The organism is Pseudomonas sp. (genome assembly GCF_037994325.1).
Classification (GTDB): domain Bacteria; phylum Pseudomonadota; class Gammaproteobacteria; order Pseudomonadales; family Pseudomonadaceae; genus Aquipseudomonas.
This window is the reverse complement of sequence record NZ_JBBNAH010000356.1, coordinates 1-21,643: the sequence shown is the minus strand read 5'-3', so window position 1 is coordinate 21,643 and position 21,643 is coordinate 1. Positions and strand designations below refer to the sequence as shown.

Here is a 21,643-nt window from a genome sequence, read left to right as displayed (position 1 = left end):
ATACCGACCTTGACCATCACTATTCCTCTACGAAGACCACTGAACCCAACTGCGGGAGAGCTGCCGATGATACGGGCGCATCGGCCATGGGCCAACCGCCTTAGTGACGTAAGGCAGACGAAACCTGTTTAATACGGCCACTTCAGGGCACTCGCGGCTCGCATAACCACCTTATTTGTTTGGGAACCCCCCATGCTCTACCTCTGGGTAAAAGCCTTCCACATCATCGCCATGGTTTGCTGGTTTGCCGGGCTGTTCTACCTGCCCCGTCTATTCGTCTACCACGCCATGAGCGAAGACAGCGCCAGCAAAGAACGCTTCTGCGTGATGGAGCGCAAGCTCTACCGCGGCATCATGACCCCCTCGATGCTGGCCACCGTTGCCCTCGGTATTTGGCTACTGCTCCTGAACCCCGGCCTGCTCAGCCAAGGCTGGATGCACGCCAAGCTAACCTTGGTCGTGGTTCTGGTTGGCTACCACCATATGTGCGGCGCCATGCGTAAACGTTTTGCCGCTGGCGAGCAGCGCCACAGCCATGTGTTCTACCGTTGGTTTAACGAAGCTCCCGTGCTGGCCTTGTTGGCCATCGTAATTCTGGTGGTGGTGCGTCCGTTCTAACTCTCACAACTGCCGCGTAACGCCGGCGTCGTCTACTCGATTGGAGGTTACTGATGTCTTTGCCTGCCCTGCTCGAACAACGTCTGCGCTTACCGGTGGTTGCTGCACCGATGTTTCTGGTCTCCAATCCGCAATTGGTACTGGCCTGCTGCAACAGCGGCATCGTCGGCAGCTTCCCCGCACTTAACCAGCGTGAAAGTAGCGGCTTTAAAGCCTGGCTGGATGAGATCAACGCCGGTTTGCTACCAGACTCAGCGCCCTACGCCGTTAACCTCATCGTGCACAACACCAACCCGCGCCTGCAGGCCGACCTGGCCATCTGCGTGGAACAGCGCGTGCCCATCGTCATCACCAGCCTAGGGGCGGTGAAGGAAGTGGTCGATGCCGTACACAGTTACGGCGGCCTGGTATTTCACGACGTCACCACGCGCCGGCACGCCGAGAAAGCCGCTGAGGCTGGCGTCGATGGCTTGATCGCCGTAGCGGCCGGCGCTGGTGGCCACGCCGGAACCTGGAGCCCCTTTGCATTGGTTGCGGAAATTCGTCAGTTCTTCGACAAAACCCTGCTGCTGGCCGGCTGCCTTAACCATGGCCACGAGATTCTCGCCGCGCAGTTGCTCGGCGCCGACCTGGCTTACCTCGGCACGCGCATGATCGCCGTGCAAGAGAACGACGCCCCGGATGCGTACAAGAACATGATCCTCAGCGCCAAAGCTGCCGATATCGTGCACACACCCGCCGTATCCGGTGTACCCGCCAGCTTTATGCGCCAAAGCCTGGAAGCCGGTGGTTTCGACCTGGCCAAGCTGCAAGATAAAGGCGCGGTGAATTACGGCGAAAAACTCAAACCCATCAACGACGAAGCCAAAGCCTGGAAAACCGTGTGGTCCGCCGGCCAGGGCGTGGGCGATATCAGCGACCTGCCAAGCGTCGCCGAGCTGGTCAAACGCCTCGACGACGAATACCGCGCCGCCCTGCAACGCGGCGTGCAACTGGGCCAGCGCTGGCCGCGATGAACCGTCGCCACCTGCTTGGCCTTAGCGCGCTGGGCTTGCTGGGTATTTGGGCGGCACGCCCCAGCGACAATGGCCGGCCGTATGACGATTACTTCGCCAGCCTTAATGCCCTGCTAAAGCAGCAGGGCGCTGGGGTGCCGTTGTTGGTTGTCGATATGCAGCGCCTGGATGCCAACGCCGATGTGCTCTCCCAGCGGCTGGGCAGCAAACTGCCGTTGCGCCTGGTGGCCAAGTCGCTGGCCAGCGATGGTTTGCTCGACTACCTGGCCAAGAAGCTCGCAACACGGCGCTTTATGGCGTTTCACCAACCGCAGCTTAATCAACTGGCCCGGCTATTCACCGATGCCGATCTGCTGTTGGGCAAACCACTGCCGGTCAGCGCCGCCCTGGCGTTCTACCAGCAGCTAGGCATCACCCGCTTTGATCCAGCGCGCCAAGTCACCTGGCTGATCGACAGCCCACTACGCCTGCAGCAATACGCTGAACTGGCCCGCGCGCTGAAACAACCGCTGCAAATTGCCTTGGAAATCGACCTAGGCTTAGCCCGCGGTGGTTTTAGCGATCCCCAAGCCCTTGGCCAAGCGCTAAGCACATTGCGCACCAGCAAAGCCCATCTGCAGGTGCGCGGCCTGATGGGGTACGACGCCCATATCGCCCACTCGCCGCCCTGGATTGGCCGCGACCGGGCCTTTGCTGATACCAACGCGCGCTACCGCGCCTTTATCGACACAGCACAAACCTTCACTGACTTGTGGCCCGCGCAGCCGCTATTAAATGGCGCCGGCAGCCTGACCTATGCCTTGCATGCCCGAGGCGATACGCCGCTCAATGAAGTGTCCGTGGGCTCTGCCCTGCTCAAACCCAGTGAATTCGACAGTGACCTGCTGAGCAGCCACAACCCGGCCTTGTGGATCGCCTCGCCCGTGCTCAAAGCGCAGAGCGGCGAGCTGCCATACCTGGCCAATCTGCAATCGGCGCTGCAACGCTGGGATCAAAATCGCCAGCGCGCTTATTACCTATATGGCGGACGCTGGCCAGCCGACCCAGTGGCTCCGGCGGGTCTTAGTTATGACTCGCTGTACGGACGCAGCGCCAACCAGGAGCGGCTAAACGGCTCAGCGGCCACGGCGCTTAAGGTCGATGACTGGGTATTTCTTCGCCCGCAGCTGTCGGAGGGCGTGCTGGACGACTTCGGCGAACTCCGCTTGTTGCGCAATAACCGTCTGGTGGGCAGCTGGAAGCCAGAAAACATGGGCTGAAGCGTGATCGCCGTCACGTCTGCCCTTGTCGGCAAGCCACTATGGCCAGTACGCTGTGCGCCACTTCACCTCTATCGCTGACAGGGACGTGCGCATGACCGACACACGCTACAAAATCGTATTCGCTGGCGAACTAATGCCGGCTGCGGCACTGGACGCCGTAAAAGACAACCTCGCTCGCCTGTTCAAGAGCGACCTGGCCAAAATCGACGCCCTGTTCACTGGTAGCCCGGTGGCGCTTAAGCGCGATCTAAGCGATGCCGAGGCCGACAAGTATCTCGGCGCCCTGCAAAACGCTGGCGCCAAGGTCTACAAAGAACCGGACTTGTCTGCCAGCCTCAGCCTGGTGGAAACCGACGACCATCGCACAGCCCCCGTTGAACCCGAAGCTGATGCTACGCGCATGACCTGCCCAAAATGCGGCCATGAGCAGGGCAAAGCCATCGAATGCAGCGCCTGTGGCATCGTTATCGACAAGTACATCGCCCGTCAGGCGCAGTTGGCTGAAGCCGCAGCCGCCGCACCTGCCGCTGCTGTTGCCACCACTGGCGTAGCCCTAGCCGCCTCGCCGTACGCCACGCCACAAGCGCAAGTGGGCGACCCAGGCGCCCAATACAGCGAGCTCAACTACTTCGGTGTTGAAGGCCGAATTGGCCGCGTGCGTTATCTGGGCTGGAGCATGGCCTTGTCGTTGATGGCCATTCCCGTCCTGGGTCTGATTTTCGTCGGTGCGATGGCAGTGTCACAGGTAGTCGCCATGCTGCTGATGGTTGTCGCGTTTATTGGCCTGATGGTGGTGAGCGTTGGTTTTGGTGCCAAACGTTTGCACGACCTGGGCTGGTCGGCCTGGTTGCTGCTGCTTAACTTTGTGCCGATCGTGGGCAGCGTGTTTGCTCTGCTGATGCTGGTTTTGCCTGGCACAGCCGGCGCCAACCGCTATGGCCCGCCGCCACCACCAAATAGCAAAGGCGTTGTCGCGCTGGCATGGACCATGTTGTTGGTGCCCATCATCGGTATTCTGGCCGCCATTGCGATTCCGGCTTATCAGGGCTACCTGGACCGCGCCGCAGAATCTGGTTACTCGCAAGAGCAATCTGCCGAGCCGTCTGCTGACTATGCCGAACCGGCCGAAGCCGTAGACCCGGCTGACGCTGGCGAACCCGCTGACGACAGCGAGTCGGACGAAGAGTAAGCGCCCCACTGCTGTACTTCCCATTAGCCGCGCGGAGAACCCTATGCCCCGTTATGCATTAGTAACCGGGGCCTCCAGCGGCATCGGTCTGGCCTTGGCAGAAGCCTTGGCCAGGCGCGGGCGTAATCTGATTCTGGTGGCCCGCCAGCGCGATGTACTAGAAAGCGTCGCCTGCGAGTTCACCCAACGCTTTGGCGTGGAGGTGCTGTTTCGCACCTGCAACCTCGCCCACCCCACTCAACTCACCGGCCTGATCCATGAACTGGAACAGGGCGAGCTGCATATCGACTTGCTGGTTAACAATGCAGGGCTTGGTACTTCGGGGTCGTTTCTCGACAGTGACTGGGGCCGCGAACAACAGCAACTGGAGGTCAATCTGCTTGCCCTCACCCGCTTGTGCCACGCCATCGGCAACAGCATGGCGCTGCAAGGCGGCGGGCAGATTCTTAACGTGGCATCGGTAGCAGCGTTTCAGCCGGGGCCGTGGATGAGCAGCTACTACGCAGGCAAAGCCTATGTGCTGAGCTTTTCCGAAGGTTTACGTGAGGAACTCAAGGAACGCGGCATCAAGGTATCGGTGCTGTGCCCAGGGCCAACACGCACGGCGTTTTTTCGCGGCGCGCAGATGGAGATGGGCAAGCTGGATAACAGCAAACTGATGATGAATGCCGAAGAGCTCGCCCTGTATACCGTGCGAGCCCTGGAAAAAAACCGCGCCATTATCATTCCCGGCTGGCGCAATCGCCTGGCCGCAGGCAGTTCACGCTTCGCTCCGCGCTGGCTGGTGCGCAAACTGGCGGGCCGGATCAACAAACGTTTTACCCACTAGCTCACAGCGCCCTTAGCCCGCCGCCACAGTACGCCCGGCAGCCCAGGTGCGCAACGCGGCCAAGTCTTCCGCCATCACCACCGACAATGGCGAGGTACTGCTGATGGTGCGTAGCAGTAGGGCTTGGTCTACCGGCTGTTGCCGTGCCTGGCCGGCATACAAGGCACTGACCACCACCTGCTCAATCTCGGCGCCGGTAAAGCCATCGCTGACGGTCGCCAGTTGCACCAAGTCAAAGCCGGCCGGTTCCAGCTCGCGACGTTGCAGGTGAATACGGAAGATATCCGCACGGATTTGCGCATCTGGCAGGTCGACAAAAAACAGCTCATCAAAACGCCCTTTACGCACCAGCTCCGGCGGCAAGCGGTCGATGCTGTTGGCGGTGGCGACCATAAACACCGGCGCTTTGCGCTCAGCCATCCAGGTCAGTAGGGTGCCCAATACGCGCTGGCTAACGCCGCCGTCCTGATCACCGCTGGCCAGGCCTTTTTCCACCTCGTCCATCCACAGCACACAGGGCGCCATTTGCTCGGCCAAGCGCAAGGCTTCACGCAGGTTGCGTTCGGTCTCACCAAAGAACTTGTTGTACAGGCAGGCGAAATCCAGGCGCAGCAGCGGCAAGCCCCACAGACCCGCCACCGCTTTGGCCGCCAAACTCTTACCACCGCCCTGCACACCTACCAGCAACATGCCCTTGGGCAAATCGGCGGCTTTGGCTTCGAGGAAAATATCCTGCCGCTCGGCCAGCCAACGCTTGAGATTTAGCAGGCCGCCGACCTCGGCAAAACGTGCGGTGTCATGCTCAAAGCTGAGCACGCCTTCAAGGTCGAGCAGCTTGAATTTGGTTTTGTTCAGCTCGGGCAAATCTTCCTGGGTAATGGCGCCGTCGTTGCAAATCACCCCACGCGCCAGCACCCGCGCTTCGGCGTGGCTCATGCCGCGCAGGTTTTTTACCACCTGCTGCAAAGTACGGTTGTCGGTACGCACGCGGGCGCCACGGTTACGCTCGCTCCAGCGCCCGGCCTCTTCGCGCACAATGGCCAGCAGCTCGTCTTCAGACGGCAGTGACAACGTAAAGCGCGCGGCGTAGCGCTGAACCTCGGGCGGCAACTTCAACGCATGGGAAACCAGCACCACCGTCGGCTTATGCGGCGCCTCGGCCATAGCGATTTCCTTGAGCAGGCGCACCAGCTTGGGGTTGTCGTCCATAAACGGGTGCAGGTCGCAGAGCACATAGAGATTGGGCTGCGGGTCATGCTTGATCAGGCGCAGCGCCGCCTCGGCTTCAAAGCTGGGCATATCGCCCTGCGGCTCGCCGCCAAAACCGAGCTTTTGCATGCCCTCGGTCACGGCCCAGGTGTACAGCCCCAGCCCGCGTTTTACCGCCAGGGTGGTGAGGGTTTCCATTACCCGCTGCTCATCCCAGGACTCGATCACCACCAGCTTTACCTTGGAATCGAGCACCAGCCCCAAGTCATGGATATCGTTCTTCACACCTGCTCCCTATTGATCACGCCACACCGGCATGCACTCGCCGTCTCTGGCGGGCCTGTTAAACTCCGGCTCTCTTTCATCAGCTGGAGACCTGTCCGTGGACTGTCTGTTCTGCAAGATCGTCGCCGGGGACATTCCCGCGCGCAAGCTTTATGAAGACGACCAAGTTGTCGCGTTTCACGATATTGGCCCACAGGCGCCGGTGCACTTTCTAGTCATCCCGAAAAAACATATCGCCACCCTGCACGACCTCAGCGAAGACGACAAAGCCCTCGCCGGTCATATGCTCTTCACCGCCCAGCGCCTGGCCAAAGAACAAGGCTGCGAACAGGGCTTTCGCGCGGTAATGAACTGCAACGAGGATGGCGGGCAAACCGTCTACCACATCCATATGCATGTGCTTGGCAAGCGCCAACTGGCCTGGCCGCCGGGCTGATGCGGGGGTTTATCGCTCTGGCCCTGACAGGCCTGCTCAACACCTACGCCGTCGCCGCTGAGGTTTTTCACGACACCCTAAGCAGCAATGAGCCGGGCCCTGAGTTGGTGAAAGTACCGGCCGGCGAATTTCTGTTCGGCGACAGCACCGGGCGTGGCAACTACAACGAACAGCCGGCGCGCCGTGTCACCATCACCAAGCCATTTGCCATTGGCCGCTTTGAGCTCACCTTCGCCGACTGGCAGCGTTATGCCCGGGCCACCGGCAAAGCACTACCCGATAACGAAGGCTGGGGCTTGTCTGAGCAGCGGCCGGTGATCCATGTGTCCTGGTTTGCGGTGCAGAGCTATCTGCAATGGCTGTCGAAAGACACGGGGCAACGTTATCGCCTGCCCACCGAGGCCGAGTGGGAATATGCCGCACGTGGCGGTAGCAGCAGCTTTTACTGGTGGGGCGAGCAGCTCGATAGTCCCGAAGATAACCCGCGCGCCCACTGCCGTGGCTGCGGCTCGCCGCGCTCAGACCAGTACAAGACCGGCCAGGTTGGCCAGTTTGCGCCTAACGCATTTGGCCTGTATGACACGGCCGGTAATGTCTGGGAATGGACCGCATCACGCTTTGCCACACCGTTCGACGGCAGCGAGCAACAGACCGCCGGTTTGCTCGACCAAAGCCCCCGTGTCGTTCGGGGTGGCGCCTGGAATAGCGGCCCAACCTATCTGCGCAGCAGCTTCCGTGACCTGAAGCAGCCGGGCAAAGATGACTATGCGTTAGGTTTTCGCGTGCTCCGCGAGCTGCCCTGAGCGGCGCACTTCTCGCAAGTTGGAGTAAACTGCCCGCAGACTTTTCCGGAGGTAATCCTATGACTACCGAACGCCACTACTCCCCCGTCGACCGTTTGCTGCTGCAGGCCGACGCAGCTCTACGCACCCTGCTGCCCTTTAGCGGCCAACCTTACCGCCCCTCTCCTGGGCTGACCCAACCCGATGTGGAACTAAACGCCGATGACACCCGCCATGTGGCTGGGCTGATGCGCGTCAACCACACCGGCGAGGTCTGCGCCCAGGCGCTGCACCAAGGCCAAGCCCTTACCGCCAAGTTGCCCCATGTACGCAAAGCCATGGAGCATGCAGCCGAGGAAGAAATTGACCACTTGGCTTGGTGCGAGCAGCGCATCCGCGAGCTGGGCAGCCACCCGAGCATTCTCAACCCGGTGTTTTACGGCTTGTCGTTTGGCGTGGGCGCGGTTGCCGGTTTGATCAGTGATCGCGTGAGCTTAGGTTTTGTCGCCGCCACTGAAGACCAAGTGTGCAAACACCTGGATGAGCACCTGACACAAATTCCGGCTGAGGATGAAAAGTCTCGGGCGATTTTGGAACAGATGCTTACCGACGAAGCTCAGCACTCGGCCAGTGCATTGGACGCCGGCGGGTTCCGCTTTCCGGCGCCGGTTAAGTTTGGGATGAGCTTGTTGTCCAAGGTGATGACTAAAAGCACCTACCGGATCTGAATGTAACGCACCTGGGTCCCCGCCTGCGCGGGGACGACGGACTCCTCAATAATTGCCGGTCCCCCCCCGAGCAGGCGGGGATCTAGGCGCGATGAAGCATCAGAATCAGAGCAACAAAAAAGGGCGCCTCATCGGCGCCCTTTTGCATTTACTCGAATCCAGACGATTACATCGGCACGTTACGCGCGTAGAAAATCTCCAACATCTCGTGCTTCACCCGCTTGGTCACGGTCTCGCGTTGCTCGGCGGACAGGTTCTGCGTGGCATCGCCAAACAGGTAGTTATCCAGCTCGAACTCTTTGAGCAGCATCTTGGTGTGGAACAGGTTCTCTTGGTACACGTTCACGTCGGTCATCTGATAGGCCGCTTGCGTGTCGTCGGAGAGGTAGTTCTGGATCGAGTTGATCTCGTGATCGATAAAGTGCTTTTTGCCTTCCACGTCACGGGTAAAGCCGCGCACGCGGTAATCCACGGTGACGATGTCCGAATCGAACTGGTGAATCAGGTAGTTGAGCGCCTTGAGCGGTGAAATAACCCCGCAGGTGGACACGTCGATATCCACGCGGAACGTGGCAATGCCATCTACCGGGTGAATTTCCGGGTAGGTGTGCACAGTGATATGACTTTTATCCAAGTGCGCAAGGATGGTATCGGGGAGCGGGCCTGGGGATTCCTCGATCTGGCTTTCGGTCGGTGTGACCGGTTGCTCGGAGATCAGAATGGTCACGCTGGCGCCTTGGGGATCGTAATCCTGGCGAGCGATATTGAGGATATTGGCACCGATAATGTCGACGACATCCGTGAGAATCTGCGTCAGCCGCGCTGCGTCGTACTCGGTATTGATGTACTGAACGTAGGCCTGCTGGTCTTCCGGCGTTTCCGCGTAGCAGATGTCATAGATGTTGAAGCTCAAGGTCTTCGTCAGGTTGTTGAACCCGTGGAGCTTGAGTTTGCTTTTCACCGTAAGGAACTCTCTTTTAACGATGCGGCCAGGCCGCGTGATCGAGCATGCCCGTCAGTTGTGAACAACACAGCTGCGTAGGACGGTTAACACCTCTTCGCTTTGGCGATTTTGGGTATGGGTTCGCGGCGTCGTGTTCTCTGCACGACGCCCCGGAAAAAGGGGCGCCATTATGCAGAGGTCGGTTACCCGCTGCCAGCGTCTAATGCTGGCCGAGTATGCGCCGCTTTTATGATGGCAGCGTGTCAACGCGCCACTGGCGGTTTAGCCCAGCTCGATGATTTCGTAGTCGTGGGTAATTTCCACGCCACCGCGGCCGAGCATGATCGAGGCCGAGCAGTATTTCTCGGCAGACAATTCCACCGCACGCTTGACCTGGGCTTCTTTCAAGCCACGGCCCTTGACCACGAAATGCACGTGGATTTTGGTGAACACTTTTGGTTCTTCGCTGGCGCGTTCAGCCTCAAGAAAGGCCTCGCAACTTTCGATTGGCTGCCGGGACTTTTTCAGAATGCTGACCACATCGTAGTTGGTGCAGCCGCCGAGGCCGATCAACACCATCTCCATCGGACGCACGCCAAGGTTGCGTCCACCGCTCTCGGGCGGACCATCCATAACGACTACATGGCCACTTCCTGACTCACCCAGGAAAAGAGCTTCGCCAGCCCACTGAATCCGCGCTTTCATTGCCACGCCTCCACTGTTAAAAAGGGGTTCGCAGCTTAACACAGCGTTATAGACCAACTTAGTCACAGCAGACAGGTCGATAGAGTGCCGCCAATGATAGCCACGTCGCAAAACCGATCAACGGGCATGACTGTCTGTTAAGCTGGCGACGGTTTACTGGCACACTTGCTCGAATAACTATTAAAAAGATTGCTGCTAGGCAACGGATTGGACTTATTTTTTTCTTCGGGGCTAGGGCATGGTAGCTATAACTCTCACACCAAAAATAAAGAACATCGACAAACTGCTCGCGCATTGTCATCGCCGTCGTTACACCGCTAAAAGCACCATCATCTACGCAGGTGATCGCGGCGAGACGTTGTTCTTTATCGTCAAAGGGTCGGTCACCATCCTGATTGAGGATGACGATGGCCGCGAAATGATCATCGCCTACCTCAACTCGGGCGATTTCTTCGGTGAAATGGGTCTGTTTGAAAAGGACGGCATCGAGAAAGAACGCAGCGCGTGGGTGCGGGCAAAAACCGAATGCGAAGTGGCTGAACTGAGCTACGCCAAGTTCCGCGAACTGACCCAGCAAGACCCGGACATCCTCTACGCCCTGGGCAGCCAGATGGCCGAACGCCTGCGCAACACCACGCGCAAAGTCGGCGACCTGGCCTTCCTTGACGTGACGGGCCGCGTAGCGCGCACCTTGTTGGACCTGTGCAAACAGCCCGACGCCATGACCCACCCCGACGGTATGCAAATCAAGATTACTCGTCAGGAAATCGGCCGCATTGTTGGCTGCTCGCGGGAGATGGTTGGGCGTGTGCTCAAGGCACTGGAAGAACAGGGCTTGGTCAACGTCAAAGGCAAAACCATGGTGGTGTTCGGCACTCGCTAAGCTCACAAGGCTTGGATAAAAAACACGAACAATAAAAAGGCCAGCTCCAGAGCTGGCCTTTTTATTTGTGTTCCTTTTGTTGGGCTTCACTTCGTTCAACCCAACCTATCAATCAATGCTTACAGGCCCTTTACGCTCTGGGAAAAACAGCTTCTGCAATTCCAACCCAGGATTGGCCGCGCGCATAAACGCCTCGCCAACCAGGAAGCCGTACACGTTGCTGATTTCCATCAGCTCCACATCGGCGCGATTCATGATGCCGCTCTCGGTCACCACCATACGGTCGCGAGGGATGCGCGGCAGCAGGTCGAGGGTGGTTTCCAGGCTGACCTCAAAGGTGTGCAGGTTACGGTTGTTAACACCCACCAGCGGTGTATCCAACACCTTCAACGCGCGGTCCAGCTCTGCGCCATCGTGCACTTCCACCAGCACATCCAGATTCACCGACTTGGCCACCGCGGCCAACTCAGCCATCTGCACGTCATCCAGCGCCGAAACGATCAGCAAAATGCAGTCGGCACCCAAGGCCCGGGACTCGATGATCTGGTACGGATCGATCATAAAGTCTTTACGAATCACCGGCAGCGCACAGGCGGCCCGAGCCAGTTGCAGGTAATGATCGGCGCCTTGGAAGAAGTCGATATCGGTCAGTACCGACAGACAGGTCGCTCCGCCCACTTCATAACTCTGGGCGATGTCTGCCGGCACAAAGTCTTCACGCAACACGCCTTTACTCGGCGAAGCCTTTTTGATTTCGGCGATCACGCCCGGCTCTTTGCGTTTAGCCGCAGCCAGCAATGCAGCGGCGAAGCCACGCGGGGCGTCGGCAGCGCGCGCTTCGCGCTCGACTTCGGCAAGGCTTACCACAGCACGACGAGCAGCGACTTCTTCGACCTTGCGGGCGAGGATCTTCTCCAGGACGGTAGGCACACTCACGCTTGATTCTCCTGGCGGAACACCGCCGTAAAGGACGCCAACTCTTCCATCTTTTCCCGAGCCAACCCAGTGTGCAACGCGTCATGGGCCAACTGCACACCTTCATGCAGGCTAGTCGCTAAATCGGCGGCATACAGGGCAGCGCCCGCATTCAGCACAATCAAGTCACCGGCTTTTTTGCCGGCCTCGGTTTTGCGCCGCCCCAAGGCGTCGCGAATCAACTCCAGCGATGCTGCCGGACTAGCCACTTCCAGGCCCATCAGGGTCTGGCTGGTGATACCGAAATCTTCCGGGCGCACATCGTATTCGGTGATCTGGCCATCTTTCAGCTCGGCCACATGGGTCGCTGCCGCCAGGCTGAACTCATCCAGCCCGTCGCGCGAATGCACCACCAGAATATGCTCGCTACCCAGGCGCTTGAGCACCTCAGCCAGCGGACGGCACAGCTCCTGACTGAATACGCCGACCACCTGGTGCTTAACGCCAGCCGGGTTAGTCAGCGGACCAAGCATATTGAACAGAGTGCGCAGGCCCATTTCCCGCCGCGGGCCGGCTGCGTATTTCATGGCCTTATGGTGCACCTGAGCAAACATAAAGCCCACGCCCACGCTGTCGATGCAGCGCGCCACTTGTACCGGCGTCAGTTCCAGATAGATGCCAGCAGCCTCCAACAAATCGGCGCTGCCACTCTTGCCGGACACCGCACGGTTACCGTGCTTGGCCACCTTGCCGCCCGCCGCCGCCACGACAAAAGCAGCAGCGGTGGAGACGTTAAAAATGTTGGCGCCATCGCCGCCGGTGCCAACCACATCAACCACATGCTTAAGCGTCGGCAATTGCACCTGGGCAGCCAATTCGCGCATCACCGAAACGGCACCGACGATCTCGTCGATGGTTTCGCTCTTCATACGCATGCCCATCAGGAAGGCACCGATCTGCGCGTCGGTGCACTGCCCGGTCATGATCTCGCGCATGACGTCCTGCATTTCCTCGGTGCTCAGGTCAAGCTGAGCCACTACGCGGTTGAGCGCTTCTTTGATATTCATGCGCGCACGCCCCCGGTTTGCTTGAGGAAGTTGGCGAACAGCTCGTGGCCCTGTTCCGACAGAATCGATTCGGGGTGGAACTGCACGCCTTCGATATTCAGGGTCTTGTGGCGCAAGCCCATGATCTCATCGACCGAGCCATCTTCATGCTGGGTCCAGGCGGTGACTTCCAGACAGTCCGGCAGGGTTGCCAGCTTGACGATCAGCGAGTGGTAACGGGTGACGGTCAGCGGGTTATTCAGGCCTTCAAATACGCCGGTGTTGTTGTGGTACACCGCGCTGGTTTTGCCGTGCATCACCTGGCGGGCACGCACCACATCGCCGCCAAACGCCTGGCCAATGCTCTGGTGGCCCAGGCACACACCGAGAATCGGCAGCTTGCCGCCAAAGTCTTCGATGGCTTCAATGGAGATACCGGCTTCGCTTGGCGTGCACGGGCCAGGCGACACGACGATGCGCTCCGGCTGCAGGCTTTCGATTTCAGCAACGCTCAGTTCGTCGTTGCGTACTACTTTTACGTCGGCCCCCAGCTCACCCAGGTACTGCACGACGTTGTAGGTAAAGGAGTCGTAGTTGTCGATCATTAACAGCATGGCAATGGCTCCTTAAGCGTCCGGGGTGGTGGTCTGTTCAGCGAGGGCAACCGCGCGAAACATCGCCCGGCGTTTGTTCAGCGTCTCTTCCCATTCCAGCGCCGGCACCGAGTCGGCGACGATACCGCCACCGGCCTGCACATGCAGTTCGCCATTTTTGATCACGGCGGTGCGAATCGCGATGGCCGTGTCCATATTGCCGTTCCAGGCCAGGTAGCCGACGGCGCCGCCGTAGACGCCACGCTTGACTGGTTCCAGCTCATCAATAATTTCCATGGCGCGAATCTTCGGCGCCCCCGACAAGGTGCCCGCCGGCAGAATCGCCCGCAGCGCATCCATGGCCGTCAGCCCGCTTTTCAGCTGGCCGGTGACGTTGGAGACAATGTGCATCACGTTGGAATAGCGCTCGATGACCATTTTTTCGGTGAGCTTGACCGTGCCGATTTCGGACACGCGACCGGTGTCGTTGCGCCCCAGGTCGATCAGCATCAAGTGCTCAGCAATTTCCTTGGCGTCGGCCAGCAGGTCTTTTTCCAGCGCCACGTCGGCTTCTTCGCTAGCACCGCGCGGGCGCGTGCCGGCAATCGGCCGTACGGTGATCAGGTTGTCTTCCACCCGCACCAGCACTTCTGGCGAGCTGCCCACTACGTGGAAGTCGCCAAAGTTAAAGAAGTACATATACGGCGTTGGGTTAAAGCAGCGCAGCGCGCGGTACAGATCAATGGGCGCGGCTTTGAAGTCAATGGACATACGCTGTGACGGCACCACCTGCATGCAGTCGCCCGCGAGGATGTATTCCTTGATGGTGTCGACCGATCGCTCGTAGTCCTCACGGGTAAAGCTGGAGCGGAAGTTGGGCTCAATGCCGGACTCTTTGGTGAAGTCCAAACCGCGCCGTGGGGTGATCGGCTGACGCAGCTTTTCCAGCAGCTCTTCCAAGCGCGCCAGGCCGTTTTCGTAGGCATCTGGCTGGCTAGGGTCGGCGAGCACAATCGCGTGCATCTTGCCGGCCAGGTTGTCGAACACCACCACGGCATCGGAGACCATCAGCAAGATATCCGGCACGCCAATGGGGTCCGGGTTCGGGCTTTTGCCCAGGCGTTTTTCCACGTAACGCACGCAGTCGTAGCCGAAGTAACCGACCAAGCCGCCGTTGAAGCGCGGCAGACCGGCGATGGTCGGCACGTTGTAGCGGGCTTTAAAGGTTTCGACAAAGGCCAGCGGGTCTTCAGCGTCCAGGCTTTCGATCTCGACGCCGTCGTGGGTCACGCTGACATGGTGGTCATGCACCCGCAACACGGTGCGGCACGGCAGGCCGATAATCGAATAACGCCCCCACTTCTCGCCGCCCTGTACGGACTCAAGCAGGTAGGAGTTGGGCTGGTCGGCCAGCTTCAGATAGATCGACAGCGGGGTGTCGAAGTCAGCCAGGGTTTCGCAGGCAAGCGGGATGCGGTTATAGCCTTCAGCGGCTAGGCGCAGAAATTCTTCGCGGATCATGTCAACAGCCTCATGGCTTGAGGGTAGAACCTGCTCACTCGTTGCTGCGCGCCGCGCACTGGGCGGGCATGGCAATGGCGCGTATTACACGCCCTCGCCTTTGGCTCGCAACGTCGTCAAACAGGTTTAGGGTCGTACTGGCAAACACACCGGAAAACCGGCCAGGTTCAGATCAGGCGCGCCAACGCCAACGGGCCAGGGCCTTGAGGATTTTCATCCCGGATTTAACGAACCAATGTTTGCGGGTGACCACCACGATGGCATCTCTTTGGCGGGGGGATTTGACAGCGTCGGGCAACATTATCTCAGCGGCCGACGCGGCGCAATCGGGCAGCAGTTCGCGCAGATCATCAATCACCAACGTGGGCGACTCCTCGCTAATCGGTCGGCCGTGGTTGTAGCCATAACTCATCGCCACACAGGCCACCCCCGCGGACTTGGCGGCCAGCACATCGCTGCGCGAATCGCCGACAAAGATCGCCTCGGCAGCCGACACTTCGGCCATTTGCATCACGAAGTACAAAGCGGTGGGGTCGGGCTTTTGCTGCGGCAACGTATCGCCGCCAATGATCCAGCGGAAGTAACGGCCGATCTTCATTTCATCCAGCAGCGGGCCGACAAAGCGCTCCGGCTTGTTGGTGATCAGGGCCATTTCGATGCCCTGGCTTTTCAGCCACTTCAACGTTTCGCGCACGCCGGGGTACAGGGCGCTGAGGTTATGACTGTCAGCGTACAGCTCCATAAAAATCGCCAGCGCTTCTTCGGTATCGGCTTCGCTGACGGCGTCATGGTCCATGCCACCAGCCAGGGCGCGGCGCACCAGCACGCGTACGCCATTGCCGACCCAAGTCCGTACCTGCTCAATACCGGCAGCCGGACGCTTGAGTTGCTTGAGCATTTGCTCGACAGCGGCGGCCAGGTCCGGCACCGAGTCGATCAAGGTGCCGTCCAGGTCGAACATCACCAGGCGCGGCATGCGCCCGGCGAGCACCTGCGAGAAGCCGCTCATGGGCGGGCGAGCGCGAGTTCGGCGCGCATCTGGGCGATGACGGCGGCGTAGTCCGGGGTGTTGAAAATGGCCGAACCGGCAACAAACGTATCGGCCCCGGCGGCGGCGATTTCGCGAATGTTCTGTACGTTTACGCCGCCATCGATTTCCAGGCGGATATCGCGGCCGGAGGCGTCGATCAACGCACGGGCTTCGCGCAGTTTGTCGAGGGTACCGGGGATAAACTTCTGCCCGCCAAAGCCTGGGTTCACGCTCATAAGCAGGATCATGTCGACCTTGTCCATCACGTACTTCAGGCTCTCCAGCGAGGTGGCCGGGTTAAACACCAGGCCGGCTTTGCAGCCACCGGCTTTGATCAGCTGCAAGGAGCGATCAATGTGCTGGCTGGCTTCAGGGTGAAAGGTGATGTAAGTGGCGCCGGCTTCGATAAAGTCGCCAATGATGCGATCCACCGGAGACACCATCAGGTGCACGTCAATCGGCGCGGTGATGCCGTACTTGCGCAGCGCCGTGCAGACCATCGGGCCGATGGTGAGGTTGGGCACGTAGTGGTTGTCCATCACATCGAAGTGCACGATGTCAGCGCCAGCGGCCAGGACATTGTCGACTTCCTGGCCCAGGCGGGCGAAGTCAGCGGAAAGAATGGATGGAGCAATGGCGAAAGGTTGCATGGCGCACCTCGGGCAAAAAATCGTCGCGCATTGTACCCGAGGATTTCCGCAAAGCGCCCCACCCTGTGTCAGGAGGCCGCAGACCTCGACGTAGGGTGTGCTGTGCGCACCTGTATCTACATCTACGTCGATTGCCCCTGGTGCACGCAGCACGCCCTACTCGGCGGACGCCGTACGCAGTTTCTCACTGCGGCCACGCAACCATTCCAGGGTCAGCAGCAACACAATGGAGAAGCCGATCAGCAAGGTCGCAGCGGCCGCGATAGTGGGGCTGAGGTTTTCGCGGATGCCGCTAAACATCTGCCGAGGCAAGGTTGCTTGGCCTGGGCCGGCGAGGAATAGGGTTACTACCACTTCATCGAAGGACGTCGCGAACGCAAACAGCGCGCCAGAGATTACGCCGGGCGCAATCAGCGGCAAGGTGACGCGGCGAAACGCGGTAAGCGGCGAAGCGCCCAAGCTGGCCGCAGCGCGCACCAGGTTGTAGTTAAAGCCCTGCAAGGTCGCTGACACGGTGATGATCACAAACGGCACACCCAGCACGGCATGCACCACGATCAGCGACAGGTAGCTGTTGCCCAGGCCCAGCGGCGCGAAGAATAGGTAGCTGGCCACACCGACAATCACCACCGGCACCACCATCGGCGAAATCACCAGGCTCATGACCAGCGCCTTGCCGCGGAACTCACCACGGGTCAAACCGATGGCCGCCAGGGTGCCAAAGACCATGGCCAACACAGTCGCCGCCGGGGCGACGATCAAGCTGTTTTTCAGGGAGCGCATCCAGTCGGCCGAGGCGAAGAAGTCTTGGTACCAGTGCAGCGAGAAGCCTTGCAGCGGATAGACCAGAAAGCTGCCGGAGTTAAACGACAGCGGCACAATCACCAGCACCGGCAAAATCAAGAACAGCAGCACCAGCGCGCACAGCGTGCGCAGGGCGTAGTACCACACACGCTCAATCGGCGACATATAAGGGCTTTGCATAGGGTTCTCCTTATCAGCTCAAGCGCAGGCGGCTTGCGCCCACCAGCCAGCTGTAAACCACGTAAAGGGCCAGGGTGGCGAACAGCAGCAGGCCGCCCAGGGCCGTGGCCATGCCCCAGTTAATGCTGGTGTTGGTGTAGAAGGCGACGAAGTAGCTGACCATCTGATCGGTCGGGCTGCCCAGCAATGCCGGGGTGATGTAGTAGCCAATGGCGAGGATAAACACCAACAGGCAACCGGCGCCGACACCGGCCAGGGTTTGCGGAAAGTACACACGCCAAAAACTGGCAAAGGGGTGGCAACCCAGGGAAATGGCAGCACGCATATAGGTCGGCGAAATACCCTTCATCACGCTGTAGATCGGCAAAATCATAAACGGCAGCATGATATGGACCATGGCGATATAGACGCCGGAGCGGTTGAACACCAGCTCCAGCGGCTTATCGATAATGCCCATGGCCAGCAGCGCGCTATTGATCAGCCCGCCCGATTGCAGCAGCACGATCCAGGCCGCCACGCGTACCAGAATTGAGGTCCAGAACGGCAGCAGTACCAGAATCATCAGCAGGTTGCTCTGCCGCGAGGGCAGGTTAGCCAGCAGGTAGGCCAGCGGGTACGCCAGCACCAGGCAGATGGCGGTGATCACCAAGCCCATCCAGAAGGTACGGGCAAAGATATCCAGGTAGATGGCTTGGTCGGGGGTGGCCGGGGCCACTTCCCCCACATCGTCAATGCGATGGTCAACGGCGGCCAGCAGGTAGTAAGGCGTCACGCTGCTGGTATTGCGGCGGATCACTTGCCAGTACGCCGGGTCGCCCCAACGCTCATCCAGCCCTTCCAGCGCTTCTTTATAAGAGGCCGGTGTTTCGGCGAATGGCAGCGCTTTGGCGGTTTTCATCAGCAGGCTGCGGTAGCCGGCCGATTCCATATTCAGACGCTTGGACAGATCGCCCAAGACTTGATTTTTGCGGGCTTCGCCCAGGTCTTCGCTGATGGCCTTGTACACCGGCTCAGCAGGTAAACCCTTGCCATCCCAATCGGCCACGGCGACCACGGTGCGCGGCAGGCCATTGACCACTTCCGGGTTGGCCACGCTCTTGTAGAGCAGCGCCACAATCGGCACCAAAAACACCAGCAGCAGAAACAGCACCAGCGGCGCGATCAGCGCTTGTGCTTTCAAGCGGTTGACCCGCTCGGCACGCGCAAGGCGTTGTTTCAAAGTGGGGGCGGCGACGGCCATGGCTAACTCCGGTAAAGAATTCTGTAAACGCCACTTACGCACGAACGTAAGTGGCGGTCTTGCCTACAGCAGGTACAACACGAGCTCGTTTACTTGGCAGCCCACGAGTTAAAGCGCTGCTCCAACTGCTCGCCGTTGTCCGCCCAGAAGGCCACGTCGATCTGTACTTGATCGGCAATGTTTTCCGGGGTGGTCGGCATATCTTTCAGGATGCCTTTGTCCAGCAGGGCAACAGCTTTGGAGTTAGCCGGGCCGTACGCGATGTTTTCCGAGTAGACCTTCTGCTGCTCAGGTTGAACCGAGTAGGCGATGAATTTCTTGGCTTCTTCGGCGTTTTTCGACCCCTTCGGAATGGCCCATGCGTCGAAGTCGTAGATGCCGCCAGTCCATACCACTTTCAGGTTGCTTTCTTTTTGCACGGCAGCGATACGGCCGTTGTAAGCCGAGCTCATTACCACGTCGCCGGAGGCAAGGTATTGCGGCGGCTGTGCGCCAGCTTCCCACCATTGGATATTCGGTTTCAGCTCATCGAGTTTCTTGAACGCGCGGTTCTGGCCGTCTTTGCTGGCCAGCACTTTGTACACGTCTTTGGGCGCTACGCCGTCGGCCATCAGGGCGAATTCGAGGGTGTACTTGGCGCCTTTACGCAGGCCACGTTTGCCCGGGAATTTGCTGGTGTCCCAGAAATCGGCCCAGCTGGTCGGTGCGGTTTTCAGCTTGTCGGCGTTGTAGGCCAACACGGTGGACCATACGAAGAAACCCACGCCGCAGCTTTGGATTGCGCCCGGTACGTAGTCGGCTTTGTTGCCGAACAGTGCAGGGTCGAGGGTTTCAAACAGGTCTTCGTCGCAACCGCGCGACAGTTCTGGCGACTCAACTTCTACCAAGTCCCAGGACACGCTGTTGGTGTCGACCATGGCTTTGACCTTGGCCATTTCACCGTTGTATTCACCGGCGATGATCTTGCCTTTGCCAGCTGCTTCCCACGGCTGGTAGAACGCTTTGACCTGGGCTGCCTTGTTCGCTCCCCCGAACGAAATAACGGTCAAGTCGGCCGCCATGGACTGAGCGGCAACCGCCAGCCCAAGTGCCACGGTGACGAGTTTCAGTGCTTGTTTCATTGTTGTTTTCTCCACAGTGTTGGGTTGAATGACGCGGTGACTAACTGCGAACTTCAAAAGCCTTTAAGCGCTTTCCAATAGCGGATCGAGCGCGCGAACGTGCTCCACTTGCCAGCCGAGGGGTACCACGTCACCTACAGCCAATGCCGGATCGAGATCGGCGATGGGTTGTTTGACGAAGAAGTCGGCTTTACCACACACCTCCAGGCGCACACGCACGTGGTCGCCCAAATAGATAAATTCCGCCACTCGACCCGAGAAGCGGTTGTTGCAGCTGTCGCTGGCGCTATTGAGCAACACGCGCTCAGGACGGATCGACAAGGTCACCGGCTCGCCCGGCGCACCGACGTTGACGGCCAGGGCGGTAACCTTTTCACCACGGGCCAACTCGACCACGCAGCGCTCGCCATCAACACTGACCAGGCGGCCATTGAGGCGGTTGTTCTCACCGATAAAGTTAGCCACAAAGGTATTTTTTGGCTCTTCGTAGAGCGTGCGCGGCGGAGCGATCTGCTGGATTTCGCCTTGATGGAAAACCGCTACGCGGTCAGACATGGTCAGCGCTTCGCCCTGGTCGTGGGTCACATACACCACGGTCACACCCAAGCGTTGATGCAGGTGTTTGATCTCCATCTGCATATGCTCACGCAGCTGTTTATCCAGTGCGCCGAGGGGCTCATCCATCAGCACCAGCTGCGGCTCAAACACCAGCGCACGGGCCAGGGCCACACGCTGCTGTTGCCCGCCGGACAATTGGCCGGGGTAGCGATTGCGGAAGCTATCGAGCTGCACCATCGACAGCGCGCGCTTTACCCGCTCACTGACATCGGTCTTATTCATGCCGCGCACGGTCAACGGGAAGGCCAGGTTCTCGGCCACCGTCATATGCGGGAACAGGGCGTAGTTCTGGAACACCATGCCGATGTCGCGTTTATGCGGCGGCACGTTATTGATCGAGCGGCCGGCCAGTTGGATTTCGCCATTGGTGGGCGTTTCAAAGCCGGCGAGCATCATCAGGCTGGTGGTTTTGCCCGAGCCCGAAGGGCCAAGCAAGGTGAGGAATTCGCCTTTGCGGATTTCCAGGTTGAGGTCTTTGACGATGAGGTTCTCGCCGTCGTAGCTCTTCTGAACGCCACGAAAGCTGACCAGCACATCGTTGACTTGCGACTCGCCCATGACCCCACCCTTTTGATTTTGTACGTCGTGCCCTAAGGCTAGAGAACCCTGGAGACAGCGCAAATCGGGGGCTATGAGAGATTGCTATAAGCAAGCCGGAAGACTGAGGGTAGGGATTGCCCTACCCCGGTGGCGTGATTGGGTATTGCCAGACCAAGGGATGTGGCGGCAGAGCGGCACGAGAGAGAAAGGGGGTCGTAAATAGGTATGTGGCTGCTACCCGTCGTTCCCGCGCAGGCGGGAACCCAGGCGCGGTGATTAGGAAACAAACGACGTTCTCCTGCACCATTCTGGATTCCCGCCTTCGCGGGAATGACGAGACCTTGGAGGCCGGTCAGACGAGTCTGCGCTCCATCGCTTACTTAACGAGATCGGCCACCGAACTGGCATTCAACTACAGATATGTGGCCGCTACCCCGTCGTTCCCGCGCAGGCGGGGACCCCGGCACGGTGACACCAAAACAAAAGGCGCTCTCCTGCAC

General features: G+C 59.5%; 22 protein-coding genes. 9 read left to right on the top strand and 13 right to left on the bottom strand.

Going from position 1 to position 21,643, the window contains the following annotated elements; translation table 11 throughout:
- Nucleotides 1–192: 192 nt before the first annotated feature.
- The 5 genes from hemJ to AAAB16_RS12215 all read left to right on the top strand — a co-directional run bounded on the left by hemJ (nucleotide 193) and on the right by AAAB16_RS12215 (nucleotide 4,914).
- The gene (hemJ, locus tag AAAB16_RS12235; RefSeq protein ID WP_340663562.1) at nucleotides 193–618 is read left to right on the top strand and encodes a protoporphyrinogen oxidase HemJ; all 426 of its coding nucleotides are present in this window, start codon (nucleotides 193–195) and stop codon (nucleotides 616–618) included.
- Nucleotides 619–671: 53 nt separating this feature from the next.
- Nucleotides 672–1,634, top strand: a complete 963-nt coding sequence (locus AAAB16_RS12230) for a nitronate monooxygenase family protein (protein ID WP_340663561.1) — start codon at nucleotides 672–674, stop codon at nucleotides 1,632–1,634.
- Nucleotides 1,631–2,893 carry an alanine racemase gene (locus AAAB16_RS12225; protein ID WP_340663560.1) on the top strand — a complete coding sequence of 421 codons (1,263 nt, stop codon included), beginning with the start codon at nucleotides 1,631–1,633 and terminating at the stop codon, nucleotides 2,891–2,893. Before AAAB16_RS12230 ends, AAAB16_RS12225 begins: the two co-directional genes overlap by 4 nt.
- A 94-nt stretch (nucleotides 2,894–2,987) precedes the next feature.
- Nucleotides 2,988–4,085 (top strand): DUF805 domain-containing protein, encoded by a 1,098-nt coding sequence (locus AAAB16_RS12220; RefSeq protein ID WP_340663559.1) that lies wholly within the window; start codon nucleotides 2,988–2,990, stop codon nucleotides 4,083–4,085.
- A gap of 43 nt (nucleotides 4,086–4,128) precedes the next feature.
- A complete protein-coding gene (locus tag AAAB16_RS12215; RefSeq protein WP_340663558.1) occupies nucleotides 4,129–4,914 on the top strand; it encodes an SDR family oxidoreductase in 786 nt (261 codons plus the stop codon).
- A 12-nt stretch (nucleotides 4,915–4,926) separates the two neighbouring features.
- Here the strand turns inward: AAAB16_RS12215 and AAAB16_RS12210 are convergent, their stop codons facing one another.
- Nucleotides 4,927–6,408, bottom strand: coding sequence for an AAA family ATPase (locus AAAB16_RS12210; protein ID WP_340663557.1), 1,482 nt, complete (start codon nucleotides 6,406–6,408; stop codon nucleotides 4,927–4,929).
- 97 nt (nucleotides 6,409–6,505) lie between these two features.
- On the opposite strand from AAAB16_RS12210, the gene AAAB16_RS12205 reads away from it, so the two are divergent.
- Genes AAAB16_RS12205 through coq7 form a run of 3 tightly spaced genes read left to right on the top strand, consistent with a single transcriptional unit; the run spans nucleotide 6,506 to nucleotide 8,354 of the window.
- Entirely contained in the window at nucleotides 6,506–6,844 is a 339-nt protein-coding gene (locus tag AAAB16_RS12205) for a histidine triad nucleotide-binding protein (protein WP_340663556.1), read from the top strand.
- Nucleotides 6,844–7,647 carry a formylglycine-generating enzyme family protein gene (locus tag AAAB16_RS12200; RefSeq protein ID WP_340663555.1) on the top strand — a complete coding sequence of 268 codons (804 nt, stop codon included), beginning with the start codon at nucleotides 6,844–6,846 and terminating at the stop codon, nucleotides 7,645–7,647. The genes AAAB16_RS12205 and AAAB16_RS12200 overlap by 1 nt, the downstream gene beginning before the upstream one ends.
- A gap of 59 nt (nucleotides 7,648–7,706) precedes the next feature.
- Nucleotides 7,707–8,354, top strand: a complete 648-nt coding sequence (gene coq7, locus AAAB16_RS12195) for a 2-polyprenyl-3-methyl-6-methoxy-1,4-benzoquinone monooxygenase (protein ID WP_340663554.1) — start codon at nucleotides 7,707–7,709, stop codon at nucleotides 8,352–8,354.
- 166 nt (nucleotides 8,355–8,520) lie between these two features.
- Here coq7 and speD read toward each other — a convergent pair whose 3' ends face one another.
- Nucleotides 8,521–9,315, bottom strand: coding sequence for an adenosylmethionine decarboxylase (gene speD / locus AAAB16_RS12190; RefSeq protein WP_340663553.1), 795 nt, complete (start codon nucleotides 9,313–9,315; stop codon nucleotides 8,521–8,523).
- A 264-nt stretch (nucleotides 9,316–9,579) separates the two neighbouring features.
- On the bottom strand, nucleotides 9,580–10,002 hold the full coding sequence (locus tag AAAB16_RS12185; RefSeq protein ID WP_110615163.1) for an OsmC family protein: 423 nt from the start codon (nucleotides 10,000–10,002) through the stop codon (nucleotides 9,580–9,582).
- A gap of 238 nt (nucleotides 10,003–10,240) precedes the next feature.
- Here AAAB16_RS12185 and crp point away from each other — a divergent pair, with 238 nt between their 5' ends.
- Nucleotides 10,241–10,885, top strand: coding sequence for a cAMP-activated global transcriptional regulator CRP (gene crp, locus AAAB16_RS12180; RefSeq protein ID WP_108099316.1), 645 nt, complete (start codon nucleotides 10,241–10,243; stop codon nucleotides 10,883–10,885).
- 108 nt (nucleotides 10,886–10,993) lie between these two features.
- Here the strand turns inward: crp and trpC are convergent, their stop codons facing one another.
- The 10 genes from trpC to AAAB16_RS12130 form a co-directional block, all read right to left on the bottom strand.
- Nucleotides 10,994–11,821, bottom strand: a complete 828-nt coding sequence (gene trpC / locus AAAB16_RS12175; protein ID WP_340663552.1) for an indole-3-glycerol phosphate synthase TrpC — start codon at nucleotides 11,819–11,821, stop codon at nucleotides 10,994–10,996.
- Nucleotides 11,818–12,867, bottom strand: a complete 1,050-nt coding sequence (gene trpD / locus AAAB16_RS12170) for an anthranilate phosphoribosyltransferase (protein ID WP_340663551.1) — start codon at nucleotides 12,865–12,867, stop codon at nucleotides 11,818–11,820. Before trpD ends, trpC begins: the two co-directional genes overlap by 4 nt.
- The gene (locus AAAB16_RS12165; RefSeq protein WP_340663550.1) at nucleotides 12,864–13,460 is read right to left on the bottom strand and encodes an aminodeoxychorismate/anthranilate synthase component II; all 597 of its coding nucleotides are present in this window, start codon (nucleotides 13,458–13,460) and stop codon (nucleotides 12,864–12,866) included. The genes trpD and AAAB16_RS12165 overlap by 4 nt, the downstream gene beginning before the upstream one ends.
- A gap of 12 nt (nucleotides 13,461–13,472) precedes the next feature.
- Nucleotides 13,473–14,960, bottom strand: coding sequence for an anthranilate synthase component I (gene trpE / locus AAAB16_RS12160; RefSeq protein WP_340663549.1), 1,488 nt, complete (start codon nucleotides 14,958–14,960; stop codon nucleotides 13,473–13,475).
- 172 nt (nucleotides 14,961–15,132) lie between these two features.
- Nucleotides 15,133–15,969, bottom strand: coding sequence for a phosphoglycolate phosphatase (locus AAAB16_RS12155; protein ID WP_340663548.1), 837 nt, complete (start codon nucleotides 15,967–15,969; stop codon nucleotides 15,133–15,135).
- Nucleotides 15,966–16,640 carry a ribulose-phosphate 3-epimerase gene (gene rpe, locus AAAB16_RS12150; protein WP_110615169.1) on the bottom strand — a complete coding sequence of 225 codons (675 nt, stop codon included), beginning with the start codon at nucleotides 16,638–16,640 and terminating at the stop codon, nucleotides 15,966–15,968. The genes AAAB16_RS12155 and rpe overlap by 4 nt, the downstream gene beginning before the upstream one ends.
- A gap of 156 nt (nucleotides 16,641–16,796) precedes the next feature.
- Complete coding sequence (locus tag AAAB16_RS12145) at nucleotides 16,797–17,624, bottom strand: ABC transporter permease (RefSeq protein WP_340663547.1); 828 nt, start codon at nucleotides 17,622–17,624, stop codon at nucleotides 16,797–16,799.
- A gap of 13 nt (nucleotides 17,625–17,637) precedes the next feature.
- Complete coding sequence (locus AAAB16_RS12140; RefSeq protein WP_340663546.1) at nucleotides 17,638–18,864, bottom strand: ABC transporter permease; 1,227 nt, start codon at nucleotides 18,862–18,864, stop codon at nucleotides 17,638–17,640.
- Nucleotides 18,865–18,953: 89 nt separating this feature from the next.
- Nucleotides 18,954–19,985 (bottom strand): ABC transporter substrate-binding protein, encoded by a 1,032-nt coding sequence (locus AAAB16_RS12135; protein WP_340663545.1) that lies wholly within the window; start codon nucleotides 19,983–19,985, stop codon nucleotides 18,954–18,956.
- Between the two features lie 63 nt (nucleotides 19,986–20,048).
- Complete coding sequence (locus AAAB16_RS12130) at nucleotides 20,049–21,161, bottom strand: ABC transporter ATP-binding protein (protein ID WP_340663544.1); 1,113 nt, start codon at nucleotides 21,159–21,161, stop codon at nucleotides 20,049–20,051.
- Nucleotides 21,162–21,643 lie beyond the last annotated feature (482 nt).

Excerpts from the sequence above, each read along its gene's own strand:
- trpD (WP_340663551.1), bottom strand. The coding sequence starts at position 12,867 with ATGAATATCAAAGAAGCGCTCAACCGCGTAGTGGCTCAGCTTGACCTG.
- AAAB16_RS12135 (WP_340663545.1), bottom strand. The coding sequence starts at position 19,985 with ATGAAACAAGCACTGAAACTCGTCACCGTGGCACTTGGGCTGGCGGTT.
- AAAB16_RS12225 (WP_340663560.1), top strand. The coding sequence starts at position 1,631 with ATGAACCGTCGCCACCTGCTTGGCCTTAGCGCGCTGGGCTTGCTGGGT.
- trpE (WP_340663549.1), bottom strand. The coding sequence starts at position 14,960 with ATGATCCGCGAAGAATTTCTGCGCCTAGCCGCTGAAGGCTATAACCGC.
- AAAB16_RS12165 (WP_340663550.1), bottom strand. The coding sequence starts at position 13,460 with ATGCTGTTAATGATCGACAACTACGACTCCTTTACCTACAACGTCGTG.
- AAAB16_RS12230 (WP_340663561.1), top strand. The coding sequence starts at position 672 with ATGTCTTTGCCTGCCCTGCTCGAACAACGTCTGCGCTTACCGGTGGTT.
- rpe (WP_110615169.1), bottom strand. The coding sequence starts at position 16,640 with ATGCAACCTTTCGCCATTGCTCCATCCATTCTTTCCGCTGACTTCGCC.
- AAAB16_RS12220 (WP_340663559.1), top strand. The coding sequence starts at position 2,988 with ATGACCGACACACGCTACAAAATCGTATTCGCTGGCGAACTAATGCCG.
- AAAB16_RS12215 (WP_340663558.1), top strand. The coding sequence starts at position 4,129 with ATGCCCCGTTATGCATTAGTAACCGGGGCCTCCAGCGGCATCGGTCTG.
- AAAB16_RS12185 (WP_110615163.1), bottom strand. The coding sequence starts at position 10,002 with ATGAAAGCGCGGATTCAGTGGGCTGGCGAAGCTCTTTTCCTGGGTGAG.
- coq7 (WP_340663554.1), top strand. The coding sequence starts at position 7,707 with ATGACTACCGAACGCCACTACTCCCCCGTCGACCGTTTGCTGCTGCAG.
- AAAB16_RS12145 (WP_340663547.1), bottom strand. The coding sequence starts at position 17,624 with ATGCAAAGCCCTTATATGTCGCCGATTGAGCGTGTGTGGTACTACGCC.
- crp (WP_108099316.1), top strand. The coding sequence starts at position 10,241 with ATGGTAGCTATAACTCTCACACCAAAAATAAAGAACATCGACAAACTG.
- AAAB16_RS12130 (WP_340663544.1), bottom strand. The coding sequence starts at position 21,161 with ATGGGCGAGTCGCAAGTCAACGATGTGCTGGTCAGCTTTCGTGGCGTT.
- AAAB16_RS12155 (WP_340663548.1), bottom strand. The coding sequence starts at position 15,969 with ATGAGCGGCTTCTCGCAGGTGCTCGCCGGGCGCATGCCGCGCCTGGTG.
- AAAB16_RS12140 (WP_340663546.1), bottom strand. The coding sequence starts at position 18,864 with ATGGCCGTCGCCGCCCCCACTTTGAAACAACGCCTTGCGCGTGCCGAG.
- AAAB16_RS12200 (WP_340663555.1), top strand. The coding sequence starts at position 6,844 with ATGCGGGGGTTTATCGCTCTGGCCCTGACAGGCCTGCTCAACACCTAC.
- hemJ (WP_340663562.1), top strand. The coding sequence starts at position 193 with ATGCTCTACCTCTGGGTAAAAGCCTTCCACATCATCGCCATGGTTTGC.